At 65.0% G+C, this 19145-nt stretch carries 18 protein-coding genes and 1 tRNA gene; 9 read left to right on the top strand and 10 right to left on the bottom strand.

What is annotated here, in order from left to right:
* Positions 1–170: 170 nt before the first annotated feature.
* The 4 genes from ettA to OIE68_RS40485 form a co-directional block, all read right to left on the bottom strand.
* A complete protein-coding gene (gene ettA, locus OIE68_RS40500) occupies positions 171–1847 on the bottom strand; it encodes an energy-dependent translational throttle protein EttA (RefSeq protein WP_327096174.1) in 1677 nt (558 codons plus the stop codon).
* A gap of 77 nt (positions 1848–1924) precedes the next feature.
* Entirely contained in the window at positions 1925–2449 is a 525-nt protein-coding gene (locus tag OIE68_RS40495; RefSeq protein ID WP_419150847.1) for a single-stranded DNA-binding protein, read from the bottom strand.
* A 161-nt stretch (positions 2450–2610) separates the two neighbouring features.
* A complete protein-coding gene (locus tag OIE68_RS40490) occupies positions 2611–3579 on the bottom strand; it encodes a threonine/serine dehydratase (RefSeq protein ID WP_327096172.1) in 969 nt (322 codons plus the stop codon).
* 20 nt (positions 3580–3599) lie between these two features.
* On the bottom strand, positions 3600–5639 hold the full coding sequence (locus OIE68_RS40485; RefSeq protein ID WP_327096171.1) for a cytochrome c oxidase assembly protein: 2040 nt from the start codon (positions 5637–5639) through the stop codon (positions 3600–3602).
* Positions 5640–5859: 220 nt separating this feature from the next.
* On the opposite strand from OIE68_RS40485, the gene OIE68_RS40480 reads away from it, so the two are divergent.
* From OIE68_RS40480 to OIE68_RS40470, 3 genes are all read left to right on the top strand, one after another.
* Positions 5860–5936 (top strand) — tRNA-Arg (locus tag OIE68_RS40480).
* Positions 5937–6409: 473 nt separating this feature from the next.
* Positions 6410–7918, top strand: a complete 1509-nt coding sequence (locus OIE68_RS40475; RefSeq protein WP_327096170.1) for an FAD-dependent monooxygenase — start codon at positions 6410–6412, stop codon at positions 7916–7918.
* The gene (locus tag OIE68_RS40470; RefSeq protein ID WP_327096169.1) at positions 7915–8577 is read left to right on the top strand and encodes a TetR/AcrR family transcriptional regulator; all 663 of its coding nucleotides are present in this window, start codon (positions 7915–7917) and stop codon (positions 8575–8577) included. Before OIE68_RS40475 ends, OIE68_RS40470 begins: the two co-directional genes overlap by 4 nt.
* A gap of 147 nt (positions 8578–8724) precedes the next feature.
* Here the strand turns inward: OIE68_RS40470 and OIE68_RS40465 are convergent, their stop codons facing one another.
* Complete coding sequence (locus tag OIE68_RS40465; protein WP_327096168.1) at positions 8725–10152, bottom strand: amino acid permease; 1428 nt, start codon at positions 10150–10152, stop codon at positions 8725–8727.
* An 85-nt stretch (positions 10153–10237) separates the two neighbouring features.
* On the opposite strand from OIE68_RS40465, the gene OIE68_RS40460 reads away from it, so the two are divergent.
* Both OIE68_RS40460 and OIE68_RS40455 read left to right on the top strand, forming a co-directional pair.
* On the top strand, positions 10238–11188 hold the full coding sequence (locus tag OIE68_RS40460) for an FAD-dependent oxidoreductase (RefSeq protein WP_327096167.1): 951 nt from the start codon (positions 10238–10240) through the stop codon (positions 11186–11188).
* 228 nt (positions 11189–11416) lie between these two features.
* Positions 11417–12010, top strand: coding sequence for a hypothetical protein (locus OIE68_RS40455; RefSeq protein WP_327096166.1), 594 nt, complete (start codon positions 11417–11419; stop codon positions 12008–12010).
* Positions 12011–12036: 26 nt separating this feature from the next.
* Here OIE68_RS40455 and OIE68_RS40450 read toward each other — a convergent pair whose 3' ends face one another.
* From OIE68_RS40450 to OIE68_RS40435, 4 genes are all read right to left on the bottom strand, one after another.
* Positions 12037–12432 (bottom strand): hypothetical protein, encoded by a 396-nt coding sequence (locus OIE68_RS40450; protein ID WP_327096165.1) that lies wholly within the window; start codon positions 12430–12432, stop codon positions 12037–12039.
* Between the two features lie 42 nt (positions 12433–12474).
* Complete coding sequence (locus OIE68_RS40445; protein WP_327096164.1) at positions 12475–13083, bottom strand: hypothetical protein; 609 nt, start codon at positions 13081–13083, stop codon at positions 12475–12477.
* Between the two features lie 148 nt (positions 13084–13231).
* Positions 13232–13711 carry a DUF4383 domain-containing protein gene (locus OIE68_RS40440; RefSeq protein WP_327096163.1) on the bottom strand — a complete coding sequence of 160 codons (480 nt, stop codon included), beginning with the start codon at positions 13709–13711 and terminating at the stop codon, positions 13232–13234.
* A gap of 151 nt (positions 13712–13862) precedes the next feature.
* Complete coding sequence (locus tag OIE68_RS40435) at positions 13863–14234, bottom strand: VOC family protein (RefSeq protein ID WP_327096162.1); 372 nt, start codon at positions 14232–14234, stop codon at positions 13863–13865.
* A gap of 121 nt (positions 14235–14355) precedes the next feature.
* Here OIE68_RS40435 and OIE68_RS40430 point away from each other — a divergent pair, with 121 nt between their 5' ends.
* Positions 14356–15015 (top strand): L,D-transpeptidase family protein, encoded by a 660-nt coding sequence (locus OIE68_RS40430; protein WP_327096161.1) that lies wholly within the window; start codon positions 14356–14358, stop codon positions 15013–15015.
* Here OIE68_RS40430 and ectB read toward each other — a convergent pair whose 3' ends face one another.
* Entirely contained in the window at positions 15016–16308 is a 1293-nt protein-coding gene (gene ectB, locus OIE68_RS40425) for a diaminobutyrate--2-oxoglutarate transaminase (RefSeq protein WP_327096160.1), read from the bottom strand.
* A 151-nt stretch (positions 16309–16459) separates the two neighbouring features.
* Between ectB and OIE68_RS40420 the strand changes: the two genes are divergently transcribed.
* From OIE68_RS40420 to OIE68_RS40410, 3 genes are all read left to right on the top strand, one after another.
* A complete protein-coding gene (locus OIE68_RS40420; protein WP_327096159.1) occupies positions 16460–17314 on the top strand; it encodes an ABC transporter permease in 855 nt (284 codons plus the stop codon).
* A gap of 67 nt (positions 17315–17381) precedes the next feature.
* A complete protein-coding gene (locus OIE68_RS40415) occupies positions 17382–18140 on the top strand; it encodes an ABC-2 family transporter protein (protein ID WP_419150846.1) in 759 nt (252 codons plus the stop codon).
* 128 nt (positions 18141–18268) lie between these two features.
* Positions 18269–19132: an ABC transporter ATP-binding protein gene (locus OIE68_RS40410; protein ID WP_419150845.1), complete on the top strand. Its 864-nt coding sequence runs from the start codon at positions 18269–18271 to the stop codon at positions 19130–19132.
* Positions 19133–19145: the final 13 nt, after the last annotated feature.

The raw sequence follows: 19145 nt of genomic DNA, 5'->3' as shown, positions 1-19145 counted from the left end.
CACCTGCGGGAGTGGCGGAGGTGGCAAATTCAGCGCGGCCGGTGGACTTGACGGGGCCGCAGTGAACATCGGAGGTAGTGCCTAAAGCCCAGCGCGGATGGGCGTCGGGCTGTCGCAAAGCCATCCGACGGGGCAGTGCACTCGGCAACCGCCCCGCCGAACGCCGGGACTCAGTCGCGGGTGAGCTTGCGGTGCGTCACCCGATGCGGGCGGGCCGCCTCCAGGCCGAGGCGCTCGATCTTATTGGCCTCGTACGCCTCGAAGTTGCCCTCGAACCAGAACCACCTGGCCTCGTTGTCGGTATCGCCCTCCCACGCCAGGATGTGGGTGCAGGTGCGGTCGAGGAACCACCGGTCGTGGGAGATGACCACGGCGCAGCCCGGGAACTGCTCGAGCGCGTTCTCCAGCGAACCCAGCGTTTCCACATCGAGGTCGTTGGTCGGCTCGTCGAGCAGGATCAGGTTGCCGCCCTGCTTGAGGGTGAGCGCGAGGTTCAGGCGGTTGCGCTCACCACCGGAGAGCACCCCGGCCGGCTTCTGCTGGTCCGGCCCCTTGAAGCCGAACGCGCTGACGTAAGCGCGCGAGGGCATCTCCTGGTTGCCGACCTCGATGAAGTCCAGCCCCTCGGAAACGACCTGCCAGACATTCTTCTTCGGGTCGATGCCCGCGCGGTTCTGGTCGACGTAGCTCAGCTTGACCGTATCGCCGACCTTCACCTCACCGCTATCGGGCGACTCGAGCCCGACGATCGTCTTGAACAGCGTGGTCTTACCAACACCGTTCGGGCCGATGACACCGACAATGCCGTTGCGCGGCAAGGTGAACGACAGATCCTTGATGAGCTGACGATCGCCGAAGCCCTTGTCCAGATGCTCGACCTCGACGACCACATTGCCCAGGCGCGGACCTGCCGGGATCTGGATCTCCTCGAAGTCCAACTTCCTGTGCTTCTCGGCCTCGGCAGCCATCTCCTCGTACCGGCCGAGGCGGGCCTTGTTCTTGGCCTGGCGGGCCTTGGCGCCGGAACGCACCCAGGCCAGCTCTTCCTTGAGCCGCTTCTGCAGCTTCTGATCCTTCTTGCCTTGGACCTCGAGACGCTGGGCCTTCTTCTCCAGGTAGGTGGAGTAGTTGCCCTCGTAGGGGTAGGCGCGGCCGCGGTCGAGTTCGAGGATCCACTCGGCGACATTGTCGAGGAAGTACCGGTCGTGCGTGACGGCGAGCACGGCGCCCTGGTAGGAGGCCAGGTGCTGCTCGAGCCACAGCACGCTCTCGGCGTCGAGGTGGTTGGTCGGTTCGTCGAGCAGCAGCAGGTCGGGCTTGCTGAGCAGCAGCTTGCACAGTGCGACGCGGCGGCGCTCACCACCGGAGAGGTTGGTGACCGGCTCGTCCGGCGGCGGGCAGCGCAGTGCGTCCATGGCCTGCTCGAGCTGGGAGTCGACATCCCAGGCATCGGCGTGATCGAGGTACTCCTGCAGCTTGCCCATTTCGTCCATGAGCTCATCGGAGTAGTCGGTGGCCATGAGTTCGGCGATCTCGTTGAAGCGATCCAGCTTCACCTTGACCTCGCCCAGGCCCTCCTCGACATTGCCGCGAACCGTCTTCTCCTCGTTCAGCGGCGGCTCCTGCTGCAAGATGCCCACCGTGGCACCCGGCGAAAGGAAGGCGTCTCCGTTGTTCGGCTGGTCCAGTCCGGCCATGATCTTCAGCACGCTGGATTTACCCGCGCCATTGGGGCCGACGACGCCGATCTTCGCGCCGGGAAGGAAGTTCAAGGTGACATCGTCGAGCACGACCTTGTCGCCGTGTGCCTTGCGAACCTTCTTCATTTGGTAGATGAACTCAGCCATACAGGGAAGCCTATCGGTGTGGGTATGGATGGAATGCAGCAGAGCCACCACTGTCGCCGGGGGTATCCGGCCTGCGGTCAAGCGTCGACGGGCTCGGTATCTGCGAGCCGGGGCGGTGCGGAAGTCAAGGACGTCGCGTCCTCCCCCGGTCCCTCCCCATCGACGCGTGTCCGATCATCAGCGCTGGATCGGTCACAACTATTCCGTGCCAGGGTACTGGGTCCCGACGCCGCGCCTGAAACCGCGCGCCGGACCACCTGTGCGGTGCAGCGGGACAGGTCCGGCCCGATCGAGGTGGCGCGCATCTCGACATCACGCCGCTCCACGCCATCCCTGGCCCGGTACTCGTGGGTGCGCAGCTGGCCGTAGGCGATGACCGGATCACCGCGTCGCAATGAGGCATCCACACCGACCACCAGACGACGCCAGCAGCTGACGGTGAGGTAGAGGGTCCCGCTGTCGACCCATTCACCCGTCTCCGGATTGAACCGCCGGGAATTACTCGCCATCCGGAAGCTCACCACCTGCTCACCATTGGTCAGATCGCGCTTGACCGGATGGGTCACCACGGTCCCGATCACGGTAACCATCGATTCATACATCATTCCGCCCCTTTACATTTCGATCCGTCCGGCTCCCGGGTCCCTCACCGAGATGCCCTTTCAGCCTGACGGATCCGCACCCCCTCCGGCCGACCCGATTCCCGAATGTGGACAACCTCGCCACATGTGGACAGTCGCCGCTTCAAACATCCCCGAGCGAGTTAAAGCACCGCCAGATCGGTATTGGCGCCACACAGCACGATCACCGGCCGCTCACCCTCGGCAGGCACATACGCACCGCTCTGCACGGCGGCCAATGCCGTCGCCCCGGCGAGTTCCACCACGACCCGGAACTCGCGCCACAGATATTCGCGAGCGGTCGAGATGGCATCATCGGTCACCAGCAGCGATCGGACCTCATAGCGTCGCGCGACATCCAGCGCGATATCCCCGATTCGATTGGCGCCCAAGGAATCCGCCGCGATGCTGCGGACGTTCACATCCACCGGACGGTCCGCTTGCAGCGCGGCGTTCAGCGTCGGAATGCCCTCCGGTTCGACCCCGACCACCTGCTGGCGCCGCCCCAACGCCGCGGCGATCCCGGCGACCAACCCGCCGCCACCGACCGCGACCAGCACCGGCGGCCGCCCGCGCACTTGCTCCTCCAACTCCAGCCCGACCACACCGGCACCGGCGACCACGGCAGGCAAGTCGTAGGCGTGCAGTTGCAGCGCGGCCCGCTCTTCGGCAAGTTCGGTCGCGTATTTGTAGGCCTCGGCGTAAGTCGTTCCGTGCCAAAGCACTTCGGCACCGTAGGACCACATCGCGGCCACCTTGGTATGCGGCGCCGACTCCGGAACCACCACCGTGCACGTCTTGCTGAGACGAGCCGCAGCCAGCGCGGCCGCGATCCCGGCGTTCCCACCGGAAGCGATCACCACATGGTCGACCTGAGCCGACGACTCCAACAGCGCGTTGAAGCTGCCGCGCACCTTGAACGTCCCACCGTGCTGCAGGTACTCGAGTTTCAGCGTGACCGGAACCGGCCCGTTCGGTCCGATGATCGAGGTATGGAATACCGGCGTCTTGCGCACCTGGCCGGCTAGCCGTCTGCGGGCCGCACGCACATCGGAGCGATATACCCGTCGGGCGTGCCTGTTCTCGACCACCGCGGTACTCCGCTCACTCACGCTTGCACCTCGATGGGAGCTCAATGACGTATTCCTCGATCACGTTTGGCCAGTTCGGCGAACATGGCATTGTGGGCGGCCAGCTCCGCGTCGTGGTCGCGATCGGCGGCCCGGTCGGTCCGTTTCGCGAGTTTCGCATCGCTGCGTGACCACTGGATGAGCAGTGCCAACATCACCACAACCAACGGCACTTCACCGCTGGCCCACGCCAGGCTACCGCCGGTGCGCTGATCACCGAGCAGGTCGCTGTTCCAGCCGAGGGCAAGACTGCGGAAGAACCAGCCACCCATCACGGTGGTCATGCTCATCAGCGCGATGCCGAAGAAGGCGTGGAAGGGCAGGGACCCGAATACCATGCCCAGCTTGGTCAGCGGCTGCACCTGGCGCGGCTTGGGGTCGATGCCGATGACCACCCAATAGAACAGATAACCACTGAGCAGGAAATGCAGATTCATCATCAGATGCGCCGCATGGGAGTCGACGAACGAGTCGTAGATGCCGCCCATATAGAGGGCGTAGAACCCGCCCACGAAGATCACCGACGCGACGATCGGATGGGTAAGAAAACGCGAGACCGGATTGTGCACCGAGGCCAGAATCCACTCCCGCGGCCCGGGAACGCCGCCGCGCCCGGCCGCGGGCAATGCCCGCAGCGCCAGGGTGACCGCACCGCCGAGCGCGAACAGAATCGGCGCAAGCATCGATAACGCCATGTGCTGCCCCATGTGCACGCTGAAGACCGCGGGCGAGTACCGCCCGACCCCCGACGAGGTGGCGAAAAGCAGGATTGCGCAGGCCGACAACCAGGCGATGGTCCGCCCGACCGGCCAGGCATCGCCCCGCGCGCGCAACCGCCGCACCCCCAGCAGGTACAGCACGGCAAGCACGATGGCCAGCGTGCCGAAGATCAAGTCGAAGCGCCAGTCGAACAGTATTCGCGACGCGGTCGGCGGGCCGTCGAGGTTGTAGCCGAGTTCCACCTCGGTGGGTGTCGGCACGCTGGTCGGCGGCGGTGGCGGCGTACGCCCCAACCCGACGGCCAGACCCATGGTCGCCGCGAAGATCAGCACCTCCAGCCCACCGAATCGGATGAGCGCGGCGCGGTCACGCGGATTCGCGGCGAGCGCCGGAAGGCTGGCGCGGCGCTGCAGATATCCGAATACACCGAGCACTAGGAGCGCACCGGCCTTGGCGAGCACGAGTCGGCCGTAGGTGGTGGTGAACAGATCGCTCCACGGCACCCGCACCCAGGAATTGATCACACCGCTGACGCCGATCACGACGAAGGCGATGGTGGCGGTGAGCGAGAACCGCCTGGCCGCGACATCGGTGTGCTCGCCACCGCGCATCGCATGCGCGAGCACCGCGAACAATCCGCCGACCCATACCGCCGCCGAAACCAGGTGCAGGATCAGACTGTTGGTGGCCAGGTCGTGCGCACCACCCGCAGACGAATGCCCGGTCAGCGCCAGCGGCATCATGGTCACGATCGCGCCACCGAACAACACCGGGGCCCATCCCCAACGCAGCGCGAGTCGGCAACCCACCGCGACGATCAGCGCGAACACCGCCGTTGTCCGCCATGCCTGGGCCAAGTCCACTTGGCCGATCGCGTGCCACAACTGCTCCGGCCGCCAGATCTGCCCCACCGGCTGCCCGGTGGTGTCCGACACTGTCAGCGGTATGAGCAGTGCCGCGCAGCATGCCCAGGTCAATGCGAAGTTCGAGGCGCGCCGCAGCGCGCGATATCCGCCGACATCGAGCAGCCCATTGGCCTGCGGGGGCACCAGGAATGCGGCGAGCAACAGTGAGCCGACGGTCAGCGCGGCGGACAGATCGGCGAGTGCGCGCATCGCGGGCAGGCCATAGGTGGTCAGCGGTCCCGGATCCGGAATCCCGAGCAGACTCAGCGCCTGCGCCGCCGACAGTCCGACGATCATCGCGGCGACCACCGCAGCTATCGCGCCGGCCAGTACCGTCAATGTCGCAAAGGTCGCCCCGGAGCCCGGCTTACCCGCTTCGAGCTCGGGTGCGACGGACGAGTCCTGCGGTGACGACATGGCACTGAGCGTAGTCGGCCCTTAATGCGTGGCCCGGCGGGGTTTGGGCGGATATGGTGGCTAACGAATCGGAGGTGCGATGTCGCTCATCCCGCGACTCGCTTGGCCCACACCGTAGGTGGCTGAAATGTTGCTGAGGCTAAGAACCTAGCCATCTGGACGGTCGCTATACTTGGCGCGCTGGACAGTACGGCCAATGTCGGCCATGGTGGAACCCACTGCCTCCGTAGCTCAGTTGGATAGAGCAAGGGCCTTCTAATCCCTAGGTCGCAGGTTCGATTCCTGCCGGGGGCGCCACGCAGCCCGTCCGTTCGCATTTATGCGGGCAGACGGGTACCGCGCACGTCGTCTCACCCTCTGTCGACCGCACGCGGATCCAAGTCCGAGGGATCGTCCCCGGGTCACACCAAGGAACTCACCGATTCAGTTGTCACATCTGTGACCGATATCCCGTCCGAATAGCCCGAAGTATGCAGAGGTCACGGCCTGCCGTGGGATAGGTACCACACCAGAGCAGCCTTTAAACGGGGTAAACCAGACTTCTTCAGCGACTCGCCGAGCCCCAGCCGGTGTTTCTAATGAGACGGTTCGGAGTCCGCCGCGTTCTGGATGGCCTCCGGCCGGAAGGCGTTCGGCAATCTTGTCGGACGCATTTGTTGACCCACTCGCGCGGCTCCTTCGTTCGAGAAGCGTGTACTGATCCGATTGACTGCAATCCCGCCCGCATTTAGTATACGCAAACGTATTCGTATGCTAATTGGAGGCGGGGAATGGGACGCGCAGCGGTATTGGTGGTGGGGGCGGGTCCGTCGGGGCTGGTGCTGGCGCGTGGGTTGGCCGCGCAAGGAGTGGCGGTTCGTGTGGTCGACAAAATGAGCGGCCCGGTAGTGACGTCGCGGGCGAACATTCTGCACGCGCGCGGCGTCGAGGTTTTGCAGCGGTTGGGGGCGATGGGTGATCTGCGAGAACGGTCGTTGGCTCCGGTTGGTATGCGAATGTATGTGCAGTCGCGTCCCATCGCGACAATGCGGTTCGCACCGGATGACCGCGAGTCGGTGCAGGCGCTGTTCGTATCGCAGGCCCAGATCGAAGAACAGCTGCGGCAACGGCTCACCGAGCTGGGAGTGGACATCGAGTGGGGTCGGACGGTCACGACCGCGACCCAGGACGCCGATGGCGTGGCGGTGGAATTCGCGGACGGGACACGACTGCGAACGGATTGGCTGGTCGGTTGCGACGGTGCGCACAGCGTGGTGCGCCACGCCGCTGGAATCGAGTTCCCCGGTGTTTCAGTGGTCGAGCAGTTCCTGCTCGCCGATGTGGACGCGGACTGGGACCGTGACCGCTCCACATCGGCTGGCTTCTATCACCGCAGCGGCCTGTTGTTGGCGATCCCTATGCGCGGCAACGACGATCGTGGTGACCGGTGGCGGCTCATGGCAGATGTCGCGGCTGTCGATCGGCATCATTCGGCCGCGGATATCGTCGCTCGCTTCGAGGAGCTGCTACGCGAACGGGCCGAGGAGACCGAGGTGCGTATCCGAGAAGCGGTGTGGACGTCGGTGTTCCGGATTCACCGCAGACTCGCCGCGGACTACCGGTCCGGTCGCATCTTGTTGGCTGGCGACGCTGCCCACATCCACAGCCCGATCGGCGGGCAGGGCATGAACACGGGAATCGGTGATGCCGAGAACCTGGCGTGGAAACTGGCCCTGGTCGTCGGCGGCCACGCGGACGCGAGGCTGCTCGACACCTACACCGCCGAGCGGCGTCCACTGGCCACGGACGTGCTCCGCAACACCACCGCCAACACGAAAATCCTTGTCGGCGAGGGTCTTTTGGCGCGTTTCGTGCGGGACCGGATCTTCATCCCGCTACTCGATTCCCCGAAGGTGCAGCAGAAAGCGACGCGCACCGCGTCGCAACTGTGGGTCACTTATCGGAAAGGGCCACTGGGCCGCCGCCGAGGGCCCGCACCCCGGCCCGGGGATCGGATACCCGACCGTCAATGTGCGCACCTCGACGGCAGCTCGACCCGGTTGTATGCCGAACTGCAACCCGCATGGGTCGTCCTCGCTCAGCCCGACACGTCCACCGCTGCGTTGGCGAGTGTGGCCGTGAAGCATCTCGGCTCGAATGTCACCGTGTTGACCGACCCGGCAACTGCACACCCTGCATTACTGATCCGCCCCGACGGGCACCTGGCCTGGCGCGGCGAGGACCCCGCCGCGCTACACAAGTGGTTCGCCGAAACGCTCTGCTCGAAGATGGAGGCATGAGCATCGACACTCCGCGACGCGAAGGACCGGGACGTCCTCGCGATCCCAACGCCGACGCCGCCATCCTGCGCGCCGCCGTTGACCTGCTCATCGAACGCGGCATCGACAACACCAGCATGGAAGCCATCGCCAAACGCGCCGGAGTCGCAAAGGTCACCGTCTACAAACGGTGGAAATCGAAGGAGGACCTGCTGGCCCAAGCGATCGAGCAGGCGCGCGAAGACATCCCCGGCGTGCCACCGACTACCGCTGCCACTGACCTGCCCGACCTGATCGAGGCTCTGCTCCCGCAATGGGGTGCGACCCTAGCCCACCCCAAGTATCGCCTGCTCGCGGCGCGCCTCCTCGGAGCCGGCCCCAGCCACCCGGCACTGCTGAACGCGTACTGGCACCACCATGTGCTGCCCCGGCGCGAACGCTCGCGCGCCCTGCTCCAGCAAGCCCAGGCCGCCGGTGCCCTCTCACCAACCGCCGACCTCGACATCCTGCTCGACATGCTCAACGGCGCGATCATCCATCACCTGCTGCTGGAACCAGCCCGATCCCACGCAAACGAAGACCCGCAACCGTCAGACCTGACCGCATACCTGCGTAGCCTGCTGCGCCACGCCGGGTTCGTGCTCTCCGGCACTACCGACCGATCAGATCCCGCGAAATAACCCGGCTGGGCTACGCCACCTGATAATGCGAAAATCACCGCCACTTACGGCTGCGAGTCACAATTCTCAACACCCGCAACGAGAATTGCAGGCCAGCGACCTTGGACGATCTCGCTCGAGGTCGACTCGCCGAGACCCAACCGACGATCAGTGAGATGGTTCGGAGTCCGCCGCTGTCTGAACCGGCTCGGCGATGTCGCGACGCCGCCTGAGGAACCAACCTCCGACCAGCACCGGAACCATGATCAGCGGTACTGCGACGATCGCGCTGCGTTGTTCTGTGCTCCCGCTGCTCGCCATCAGCGCCACTACACCGGCGAGGAATACCAAGGTGGCGATGCTGGTGTACGGGGTGCCGATCAGGCGGAAGGTGGGGCGGGCCACGCGGCCGTCGCGCCACCAACGCCACAGCTGCAATTGGCACAGCACGATTGCCGCCCAGGCGGTGATCACACCGAGGGCCGACATATTCAGCACGATTTCGTATGCGTGCTCGGGGACCACCGCATTGAGTCCGACGCCGGTCAGGGCGATCGCACCGGTGGCCAGAATTCCAACGTAGGGAACACCATTCGACGATAGCTTGGCGGCGCGGGCCGGGGCGCTGCCGCTCATCGACATGGAGCGCAGGATGCGGCCCGTCGAGTACAGCCCCGCATTGAGACTGGAGAAGGCCGCCGTCAGCACCACCAGGTTCATGACGGAATCCGCGCCGTCCACACCGATTTTGGCGAAGAAGGTGACGAACGGGCTCTCCCCCGCGCGGAAGGCCGTATACGGTAGCAACAGGCTGAGCAGCACCAGCGACCCGACGTAGAACACGGCAATGCGCGCGATCACCGAGTTGATTGCGCGCGGCATGATCTTCTCGGGATTTTCCGCCTCGCCGGCCGCGGTACCCACCAATTCCACTGCGGAGTAGGCGAATACGACACCGGTCGTGACGACCACCAGCGGAAGCAACCCGGTCGGGAACAGCCCGCCGTGACCTTGCAGGACAACGGGCCCGGTACTCTCGCCCGCTATCCGGAAGCGGCCGACCAGAAAGACCGTACCGATCACCAGAAAGCTCACCAGCGCAACAACTTTGATCAGCGCGGCCCAGAACTCCAGCTCACCGAACCAGCGCACCGACACCAGATTGATGGCCACCACCACGGCCAGCGCGATCAGCGCGATGACCCACTGCGGAATCGCGCCGAAGGCCGACCAATAGTGGACGTAAGTGGCGATGGCCGTGATGTCCACGATGCCGCTCATGCACCAGTGGAAGAAATACATCCAACCGACCGCATAGGCGAGTTTCTCGCCGTAGAACTCGCGGGCGTAGGAAACGAACGATCCCGACGACGGACGGTGCAATACCAGCTCGCCCAGCGCACGGAGCACGAAGAAGACGAACACTCCGCATACGGCGTAGACCAGAACCAGCCCGGGACCGGCGCTGGCCAACCGACCGCCCGCACCGAGGAACAGTCCGGTGCCGATGGCGCCGCCGATCGCGATCATCTGTAGCTGACGTGGGCGAAGACTCTTCTGATACCCGGCGTCCTCGTCGCGCAATACGTCAGTCACCGTAGCCTCCAACGCTCCCCGAATCGTATCGCTGAATAATGTATCGTCAAATAACGGCACACTCAATAGTGTTAGAATTATCGCTGTGCGAGCGGTGGTAGTCGGATCCGGAATCGTCGGCCTGTCAACGGCATACGAGCTGCTGCGCGCCGGGCATCACGTCGTGGTGGTGAGTGCGGAGCCCATCGACTCGACGACGTCATTTCTCGCGGCCGCGGTGTGGTTTCCCACCGCGGCCGGGCCGACCGATCGCGTGGCCGCCTGGAGCGTCGAGACGTTCACCCATCTGGCGCGACTGGCACACGAGGACGTACCGGGCGCCCGCATGTGTGAGTCGCTCGCCGTCTATCGGGACGAACCAGCGACACCGTCCTGGTCGGCGGCGGTACGTGAGTTCCGGCGGGCGCGGCCGGACGAACTCCCGCCGCACTACCGATTCGGGTTCCGGTTCGCGGTTCCACTGCTCGAGATGCCGATCTTCCTGCCGTGGCTGGAATCCCAGGTTGGCCAGGCCGGCGCTTATCGGGTTCGGCGGACGGTCCGGAGCCTGGACGAACTCGATGACCTGGCGCCCGATGTCATCGTCAACTGTGCGGGCCTGCGCGCCGGTTCGCTGGCCGACGACGCCGAGGTCTACCCGATCCGCGGCCAGATCGTGCGCATTACCAACCCGGGCATCTCGGTGTCGGTGCGCGACGAAGCACACCCACTGGGTCGCGCCTACGTCCACCCCCGCACCCACGACTGCATCCTCGGTGGCTCACTGGAGACCGGAGCATGGGATCAGACCCCCGATCCACAACTGACACAGTCGATCCTGCGCCGCTGCCGAGATCTCGTACCGCAGTTGACCGGTGCCGAGGTCATCGAAACACTCGTCGGACTGCGGCCGGGCCGTGCCGAAGTCCGCCTCGAAATCGCCCACACCGACTCGTCATCGATTCCGGTGATCCACAACTACGGCCACGGCGGCTCCGGCATCACGATCGCCCACGGTTGCGCCCGCGAGGTGTCGGCGCTCATCGAAACGCTGTGAGCCAGGCCGAGGTAAGTGTGGCTCCGGACGGCTCATCGGCGTAGCTGGACCAGCTGTCTCTGCCCAAGAGCCGGGCATCGGTGCAGGACTCGTTTTTAGAACACCACTGTGAGGTAGCGAACACCGCGACGGTGGCGCATCCGGTGAACCAAATGGTCGCGGTCCCTCGTGGTACGGGGGACGAGATGCGGTGTGCACCTTGCCGAATTGCGACGAAGGGTTCGAAAGATGAGTTCAGCCAGACGTTTTCAGCGTGCCACCGTGCCGGTCGCGGCCGCCGCTGTCGTGCTCGCAGGTCTGCTCAGTGCCTGTGGCGACGAGAAAGGCGCCCAAGCGGTGGCACAAACGTCCACTGCCGCGGCCGCGGTGCCCGTCGCGGGACAGGCGCCCGTGGTAGCGAAAACGCAAGGCTGGTTGAAGATCTACGACGGCACGGCCCCAGCCGGAACCGCCAATGCGGTGCAACTCCGGGTAACCAGCAATCCTGCTGTCGGAAAGTATGTTTCGGACGGAACCGGCCGATCGCTGTACCGGTTCGACAAGGATACGGCGAATCCGTCGGTATCCAACTGCGCCGGGCAGTGTGCCGTCACCTGGCCGCCGCTGACCGTGACCCGCGATCAAGTCCTTTACGCCGCAGGCGTCGACCCCCAACTTGTCGGATTCATCGAACGTGCCGACGGCACATGCCAAATCACCATCGGCGGTTGGCCCGTGTACTACTTCTCGAAAGATACCAAGGCGGGTGATCTGCTCGGGCAGGGTGTCGGCGGAACGTGGTTCGCGGTAGCCCCGAACGGCGGCAAGGCTCTGAGCAAGTGATCAAACGCTGGAACCGTTCGAGTATCTCAGCCGTCGAGTTCCAGCAATTCCCATGACAGCAGATCCGCCAGCCCGGGATCTTCGGCCCGCCATGCGCAATACACCTTGTGCACGAGATCCATCCCGGCGAAGCCGTACAGACCGGCAATCCTGGCACGGTAGTGCTTGTCCGGACCACCGTCCCGGAACTCGACGTCGTAATCGACATCGACCTCCTCGTCGAGATCCGGGTCCTGGTCACCGACGTAATCAAGGTGGATCTGGAAGTAGAATTGCTCCGACGGCTCGCGATCCAGCCTTTCCACGATCGCGAACGGCCAGCGTGCGTTCAGGTCCGCGAACAGGTCGTGCACCTCGGTGTCGGTCGGATCGGCCAGGGTCCGTCCGCTCGCATCGAATGCTCGAAGTATCGGTGCGCTCACGCGAGGGATCGTAGTCCGCTGCCCGGTTGCCCGCCGAGCGCATCACAAGCTGCCCTGACCGGTGGGATGGCTGAATTGCCGCCATTCCCGATCCAGGCGGAGGTGGCGGCGATGGTTCAGGACCCAGGCGGTCGACCAGACGGCTGCTGCTGCGCCGCACCAGATTTCGAGTAGGACTGCGATACCGACACCGATGCCGTGCACGGCGGCCGCACTGGATCGTTCGGGAGGGGTGGTCGGTGTTCCATCCGGGCCCAGCCAGACGGGGACGGGCTGGCCGGGTCCCGCGCCGTCGGGAACACCGACGGTCGCGGTGCCGGACTTGCCGTCGTGAGTCCAGGACACCTGCGCCTCGAACTGATCGCGCACCGTTCCGTTGCGATCCGCGATGGGGGCGGCGACCCGGGCGGGGGTGCCGACAATCGTCCCTGTCACAACGACTTTCGTCGCGTTTTCGGAATGGATACGCTCGGATGCCGAGCTATAGGCCGCGGTACCGGCCGCCGCCGCGATCGGCACGGCGATCAGCAGCACCAGGACGGCCAGGATGCGGGCGAACCCCTCCGCACGATCGGAGACCCGCATCAGCGGACTGGGATTCCAGGGCTGCATCCGCCAGATCCGTACCGGCCATGTCGGCAACTCCGACACCTCCATCACCTCCTACGACGGAGCCCGCGAGCAACCGCGACTCCTACCCCGGGCATTCCCCGAGCCGCCAGTTGATGCACGAGCGGAAACGCGGAATATGGACAGACCCCGCTCGGCGCACATCCGAGCGGGCTTCATCGGCTCATACCTATTGAATCGACGGACGCGGCGACCCGGTTACGCCTCGGCTGCCCGACCACCCGAGCGCCGCCCCGACGGCGACCATGCCGACGCCGAGGGCGAAGTGCAGCCAGTTGTCGGCGGTGTTCACCGGGATGAAGTTCGCATCGCTGTGCTGGTCGGTGACCAGCCCGTACAGCCACAGCACCAGGTAGATGATGCCGCCGCCGAGCAGGAACGCCCGGGATGCGAGCGCTGTGCGCGATGCCAGCAGGCCGACTACGCCGAACAGCAGGTGGACGATGTTGTGCAGGATCGAGACGTTGAACAACCCCAGGAGTTGGGCGTCGGAGCTGTGTCCGGCCCATTCCATGCTGTCGTAATTCGTGGTGATGCCCGGTACGAAGCCCAGCACGCCGACCACCAGGAACACCGCGCCGACCGCCGCCGCCGCGATGCGCAGCGGCGTCCAATGCGCGGCTGAGGTTTGCGCGTGATGCGCGGCCATGGTGACTGCCTCTCCCGAATCAGGCGTCCGAACGGGCGCCCGTTTCGTGCGACTGATTCCATGACTGCCGGTTTGTGGCAGTCACCTGCGTCATACCCGTGCGCTGCGTAGACAAACGAATAAACCCGCAGGTCCAACGCGCAGACCGCCGCTACAGCCAAATGAGACAGAAGGTGTGTCCGACGGGATCGGCGTAGACACGGAATTGCTTGTCGTCGTTGGCCTGCACCAATCGCGCGCCGAGCGCGAGGGCTTTCGGCTCGGCCGCTTCGATCTCGTCCACCAGCACATCGAAATGCACCTGCTGGGACGCTTCCGGATCCGGGAAACGCGGTGGTCGATACTGCGGCGCGTATTGGAACGCCACGCGCCTGCCGCCGGGTTCTTCGATGACGACCCAGGTGTCATCCGGCGCATCGGTCAGTTCGGCGCCGAGCAGCCGGGCATAGAACTCGGCCAGCTCAGTCGGATCCGGGCAATCCAGCACGACAGTGCGCAGACTTCCGACCTTGCCTTCGGTCATCATTCGACCTCCTGTATGTCGCGGGAATGCTCATCGCGTACCCGCGCGCGGACACTCGAATCCGCCTGCGGTGGCATGGGCGGAATCTGCGTTAGGGTCGACGCCCGTCGGGAGGTTTCATTTGTCGAAACGCATAACGCTGCTCATCGTGCTGCTGGTCGGCGTCGCCGCGTGCACCAGCACACCCAGGTCCGATCTGCCCCTGCCGTACCACGGAGACGCCGACCAGGTCGTCACCGTCGTCGCCGAGAACGCCGCCGATACCACCGCGACACTGACTGCGTGGCAGCGCATTTCAGGTGGCTGGCGCGCCGCTATCGGTCCGCTGCGGGCCTATGTCGGGCGCGACGGCATCGGCCGAGCCAGCGAGGACTCGGCGCACACTCCCGCCGGTGTGTGGACGCTGAGCGAGGCGTTCGGGATCGCGCCGAACGACGGGTCCCGACTCCCCTATCGCCAGGTCGGCGCACAGGACTGGTGGGTCTCCGATACCGCCTCGCCGAGTTACAACCACTACGTCCAATGTGCCACCGGCACTTGCGAATTCGATGAGCATGCCAGCGAGAACCTGGGTCAGGCAGGTCCGGCGTACGAACACGCCGTGGTGATCGACTACAACCGTCAGCCCGTCGTCGCGGGCGCGGGCTCGGCCTTCTTCCTCCATGTCGAGACCGGACGTCCGACCGCTGGGTGCGTATCGATCCCGGCTGCCGATCTCGAAGCCGTTATGCGATGGCTGGATCCGAGCGCGCACCCGGTGATCAATATCGGCAGCAAGTGACTATTCGCAGATCTCCTCCACCGCACCGGCGAGCAGCGACAACCCGCGATCCAATTCGTCATCGCTGATTGTCAACGGCGGCATCAGCTTTACCACCTCGTCGGCCGAACCAGAGGTCTCCACGAGCAGCCCGCGCTCGAAGGCGAGTTGGCACACCTTGCCGGCGCGCGACGCTTCCTCGAACGCGATGCCGTGCACCAGCCCGCGCCCGCGCGTCGAGATACCGGGGAATGCCGCGGCGATTTCGGCGAGCGCGCGTGCCGTGCGCTCCCCTTTGGCCACCGTCGAAATCTCCAGCGCGGTATCGGACCAGTAGTGCTCGAGCGCAACCCGCGCGGTGACGAATGCCGCATTGTTGCCGCGGAAGGTGCCGTTGTGCTCACCGGGCGCCCACTGATCGAGTTCGGGTTTGAAAAGCACCAGCGCCATGGGCAACCCGTACCCGCCGATGGATTTCGACAGCGTCACGATGTCGGGAGTTATGCCCGCGAACTCGAACGAGAAAAACCCACCGGTCCGTCCGCAACCCATCTGCACATCGTCGACGATCAGCAGAATTCCGCGCGCTCCGCACAATTCGGCCAGCTGCCGCAGCCATTGCGAGCGTGCGACATTCACCCCGCCCTCGCCCTGCACGGTCTCCACGATCACCGCGGCGGGCTTGTCCAAACCAGAGGACGAGTCGTCCAGGGCCCGCCGCATCCAGCGCAGGTCGTCGGCCACATCGAGGAAGCCGTCGTAGGGCATGGGCATCGTATGCGGCAGTGGCACACCGGCAGCCGCCCGTTTGGCGGCATTGCCGGTCACCGATAACGCGCCGAGCGACATCCCATGGAAGGCGTTGGTGAAGTTGAGAACGGTCTGGCGTCCGGTGACCTTGCGCGCCAGCTTCAGTGCGGCCTCGACCGCATTCGCGCCGGTCGGACCGGGAAACTGCACCTTGTAGTCCAGTTCACGGGGCTCGAAGATCGTGTCGCGCAAGGCCTCCAGCAGCCGTCGCTTGGCGACGGTCGACATGTCGAGGCTGTGCATGATCCCGTCGCCGACGATGTAGTCCAGCAGCGCCCGCTTCAGCACCGGATTGTTGTGGCCGTAGTTGAGTGCGCCCGCGCCCGCGAAGAAGTCCAAGTAGTCCTTGCCGTTCTCATCGCGCAGCCAGGCCCCGCTGCCGGTATCGAAGACGGTCGGCCAGGCCCGGCAGTACCCGCGCACATTCGACTCGAGCGTCTCGAAAACGGTCATCGCGGTGTTGTTTCGAGCGACCTGCAAGCAGCCGCTAGCGGCGACAGTCATCGACGATCCTTCCTGTCGTGTGCGAGCGCCCACGGGGCAAATCTGAAGTGACTGTGTTTCTAACATTGGTGCAGCGGGTTTGTCGCACTTTTCCAAAAAACGCGCGCTTACCTACCGCGCGTCCCCCGACGCACCGTAGAGTTAACCGTTTGTGCGCGGCAGAGTGGAGGGCAACAGATCGCGGCTCGCCGCACTGCACGCACTCCGGACCGCGCGGCTGTACACCTACCTCGTCCGAGCCGGTTTCCGACGTCAATCCCAGTACAAACTCGCGATGTTCGCGGGCCTGTTCACCAACTGCGTCTTCGGATTCGTGCGCGCGGCGGTGATGATGGCCGCGGTACGCGCCTCCGGCGGCTTCGATGGTTACGACGCGGGATCGATCAGCGCCTACGTCTGGCTGTCCCAGGCCCTGCTCGGCGCGACCCAATTCATGGGACCACCACTGGAATTGGTGGATCGTGTCAAGAACGGCGATATCGCGATCGACTTCTTGCGCCCGGTCGATGTCCAATTCAGTTATCTCGCCATCGATCTCGGCCGAGCTTCCTGCACGATCCTGCCGCGCGGCGTGCCGAGCGTACTGGTCGGCGTGCTCACTTTCGGGCTCGTCATGCCCAGCACACCGGGACCCTACGTGCTCGGGCTGGTCAGCGTGGTGCTGGCCGTAGCGTTGTCATTTCTATGCCTTTTCGCCGTCGGATTGATCGGATTTTGGGTGGTGGAAACCCGCGGGCTCCGAGTGCTATACCAGATTTGCGGCACGTTTCTGGCCGGGCTGTTCGTGCCGGTCCACATGTTCCCGGCATGGCTGCGCACCGTCGCGCATGCCACTCCGTTCCCGTCGATCCTGCAGTCGCCGATCGACATCCTGTCGGGTCGGGTCACCGGGATGGATGCAGTGACGGTCGTTGCCGCACAGGTGTTCTGGGTACTCGCGGTCGGTGCGGTGGGCCGGGCGCTGCTGGTGGCCGGGCGCCGCAGGCTGGAGGTGCAGGGTGGCTGAGCCCCCGTATACGCCCGTACCGGCCGGTACCTGGTTCACCCCGTACGCGGCGGTGCTGCGGTCGCGGATGCGAGCCCAGCGCTCATACCGATTGTCCTTCGCCAGTGAAGTATTCAGCGCGTTCCTGATCGGCATCGTCGAATTCGCCGAGGTGTGGGTCATCTACCACAATGTCCGGATGCTCGGCGGGCTCGATCTGGACGGCGCGCTCCTGCTGTTCGGCCTGAGCAATTCCGGATTCGCACTGGCCCAAGTCCTGTTCGGGCACCTGGATTCACTGCCGACGCTCATCCGGCTCGGAGTGCTCGACGCCTATCATCTACGACCCCAGCCACTCCTGTTGCAGCTCATCACCAGTGACATCTCACTGCGCAGATTCGCCCGCGCCTCGGTGGCGATCATCGTGCTCGGACTCGGCCTCGTTCGCAACGATCTCGATTGGGGTCCGCAAACTCTCGCACTGCTGGTGACGACCCTGCTCAGCGGCATCGCCCTGTTCGGCGGCCTGTTCGTCTGCGCCGCCGGCGCGCAGTTCTACCTGATCGACGGTGCGGAACTGACCAACAGCTTCACCTACGGCGGCTCCTTCGCCGCCATGCAACCGGCTTCGGTATTTCCGACGTCGCTGCAGCTGGTATTCGGCTTCGCCATTCCGGTCGCCTTCACGGCGTATCTACCGACCATCGCACTGCTGCACCTACCCGGCCCACCGCTGCTGCCGTCCTGGCTGGCCTGGTGCGCACCGTTGGCGGCGCTGTGGGTGTGGCTGCTCGCGTTGGGTTTGTGGCGACTAGGCACTCGGCACTATCAGGGAGGCGGCGGATAAGCGTGGCGGACAGCGAGTTATCGAACTCGATCATCGAGATCGAGAACCTGACAAGGCAATTCATTCTGTATCGAAGAAACGGGCAGCGCTGGCGACGCAGCCGCGAAACACTCACCGCGGTGGACCGGATGACGTTTCGCATCGAACGCGGTTCTGCGGTGGGTTATATCGGCGCGAACGGGGCAGGCAAGTCGACCACGATCAAAATGCTGACCGGCATCCTGGTCCCCACCTCGGGCACCGTGCGCACCTGCGGCTTGGATCCGGTACGGCAGCGGCGCGAACTCGCCGCCCGGATCGGGGTGGTGTTCGGACAGCGCTCCCAGTTGTGGTGGGATCTGCCGCTGCGCGAATCATTTTCGATTCTAGCCGCGATCCATCGGCTGGAATCCGATGTCGCGCAAAAACGTACCTACGAGTTGGTCGAACAACTCGAGATGGCCGAGACACTCGACACTCCGGTGCGCCAGCTCTCGCTCGGCCAGCGCATGCGGGCCGAGGTCGCCGCGGCGCTGCTGCACTCCCCCGAATTGGTCATCCTCGACGAACCGACCATCGGCCTCGACGTGCTGTCGAAACAGCGACTACGTGAGTTCCTGCGCGCCGAACGCACCGAGCGCGGCACCACGCTGTTGCTCACTACGCACGATATGGGGGATATAGAACGGCTCTGCGACCGGGTGCTCGTCGTCGACCGCGGCAGTCTGGTGTACGACGGTTCACTGACCGGCCTGGCGGTGCGGGTGGGTGCGCGGCGGGTACTGGTCGTCGATCTGGCCGAGCCGACCCGCGATCTCGACGATCTGCCGAACGCCGAATTGTTGATCAGCGAGGGCGGGGGCATGCGCCAGCGATTGGCCTTCGATGCCGAGTCGACCACCGCCGCACAGGTTCTCGCCGCCGTCTCCGATCGAGCCGAGGTGCGCGACCTGTCCATAGAGGAGCCGGACATCGAGGACGTGGTCCGGCGGATCTATGAATCCGCCTGGTGACCGACGCCGCTGT

Source organism: Nocardia vinacea (genome assembly GCF_035920345.1).
Lineage (GTDB): Bacteria > Actinomycetota > Actinomycetes > Mycobacteriales > Mycobacteriaceae > Nocardia > Nocardia vinacea_A.
This window is presented reverse-complemented; position numbering and strand designations above follow the sequence as displayed.